This is a genomic window from Occallatibacter sp. (assembly GCF_049802275.1).
In the GTDB taxonomy this organism is placed as follows: Bacteria; Acidobacteriota; Terriglobia; order Terriglobales; family Acidobacteriaceae; genus Telmatobacter.
This window is the reverse complement of sequence record NZ_JBARMD010000401.1, coordinates 1-1762: the sequence shown is the minus strand read 5'-3', so window position 1 is coordinate 1762 and position 1762 is coordinate 1. Positions and strand designations below refer to the sequence as shown.

The 1762-nt window shown below is 56.2% G+C and carries 3 protein-coding genes; 2 read left to right on the top strand and 1 reads right to left on the bottom strand.

Going from position 1 to position 1762, the window contains the following annotated elements; genetic code table 11:
* Positions 1 to 21 precede the first annotated feature (21 nt).
* Positions 22 to 120 carry a DUF1501 domain-containing protein gene (locus WA354_RS14075; protein ID WP_472813648.1) on the top strand — a complete coding sequence of 33 codons (99 nt, stop codon included), beginning with the start codon at positions 22 to 24 and terminating at the stop codon, positions 118 to 120.
* A gap of 42 nt (positions 121 to 162) precedes the next feature.
* On the top strand, positions 163 to 309 hold the full coding sequence (locus WA354_RS14070) for a hypothetical protein (protein ID WP_472813647.1): 147 nt from the start codon (positions 163 to 165) through the stop codon (positions 307 to 309).
* Positions 310 to 1100: 791 nt separating this feature from the next.
* Here WA354_RS14070 and WA354_RS14065 read toward each other — a convergent pair.
* A partial coding sequence (locus WA354_RS14065) for an FtsX-like permease family protein (RefSeq protein WP_472813646.1) occupies positions 1101 to 1762 on the bottom strand: 662 nt, incomplete at its 5' end.

Below are 1762 nucleotides of genomic sequence, written 5' to 3'. Positions count from 1 at the left end.
GAGAATTTGACGCTGGTGACGATGTCGGAGTTTGGTCGCACGGCGCGCGAGAACGGAACGGGCGGCACCGATCACGGGCACGCGAATGCGATGTTTGTGCTGGGCGGAAACGTGAAGTGAGGCAAGGTTTACGGAAAGTGGCCGGGGCTCAGTAACGATCAGTTGAATGAAGGGCGCGACCTGGCACTCACTACGGATTACCGGCAGGTGCTGGGCGAAGTGGTGAGCAAGACAATCGGCGCCCGCGATCTTGACCTGGTGTTTCCTGGAGCGCGGGTGACACCGAACGGTTTTCTCCGGCTGGTCTGAAAAATCCATATACGCTTTCGCGGAGCATTGCGGGGCCTGTCTGCCCGGACTGAAACCACTCTTGGGGTGTACCCCCTTACTGGGGTCTCTTTGAGTAAATATCCTCTTTTGTTAGGGCTACAGCAGGGGGGTGTCGCTAAAAATCTCTATCGAAATGGTTTAGCCGTAGAAGTTTCTCACCAAAGGACTTATGCCTATAAATGAACGCCCGGAATGACATTTTCCGATTTCTTAGGTTCACTCCGGCGAGTTGAGATGACACCCTGAGCTGCTGGTGAAGCCCCGGTTCGCGTATCGAAGCCAGACAATCTCATTGTGCAACATTCGAAGTAAATACCCTGCAAAACGAGATTGTCGCAAACCCCTTAATTTGAGAACCTTGAAAACTCTTAAAGGAAAGTGGCTCTTGACATCGCTGTCAGGTCGCAACGTTGGTCAGGGACCGGTTGAGAGTTTTGGCACTCATTGCGCCACGACGAAACAGCTTGCTGAAGAGTCCAAATTCTTCTTTGAACCAAGCATCGCGCAGGGCTATGGCCCAACATTCATCTTTGTGCACTTGCGCCCTGCGACCCACTGCGTGGGTTCCCCGAGCCATGCCCCTATTACAAAACACCGGATTCGTCGAGTTTTTCGGCACCTGTCAAGTCGTGACCTTGTTACGAAAACAGCGAATTCGTCGAGATTGCAAGCAAGGTGTAAAAGTCGCGCCTGATAACTTTTTGTCGATCAGTCAGGTGCTTCCGCGAACCGCAGGGTTGTGTGCTAACACAAATGAACTTCAGTCGACTTTATTCGGCGCGCAGAGCGTCGGTTGGATTGACTGAGGCTGCGCGGCGTGCGGGCAGGAAACTTGCTGCCAGCGATGCTGATCCGAGAACGAGGGCCACGGCGGCAAGCGTTGTGGCGTCCCATGCCTGGACGCCAAAGAGCAGCTTTCCCATCAGCAAAGATGCGCCGACGGCGCAGATCAGGCCGATGCTGATACCCGCGAGCGTGATCCACGCAGCCTGACGCATCACCATCCTGTAGACAGTGCCGCGCTGTGCGCCGAGGGCCATGCGCACGCCGATTTCGCGGGTTCGCTTGCTGACCGAGAAAGCTACGACGCCGTAGAGCCCGACCACTCCAAGCACCAGCGCTATGACGGCGAAGCCGCCGACCAACCAAGTGGAGAAGCGATGAAGCAGCGCGGACTGCGTGCTGTTGATCTGGTCGGTCATGGTGATCTCGCCGTAGGTGCCCAGGTTTGGATCGATGCCGTGCAGGGTCTTGATCATCACGGGCAGAATGGCCTTTTCGTCGCCGGCAGTGCGCACAGCGATAGACACGAAATTGCCGGGGCTGTAGTAGATTGCTTCGTATTCGGCGGGCCAGAGGTCCTCGTCGAGGCCGCCTTCGCGCACGTTGCCCACGATTCCAATGATCTCGCGCATCGATTTGGGGTCGAGAC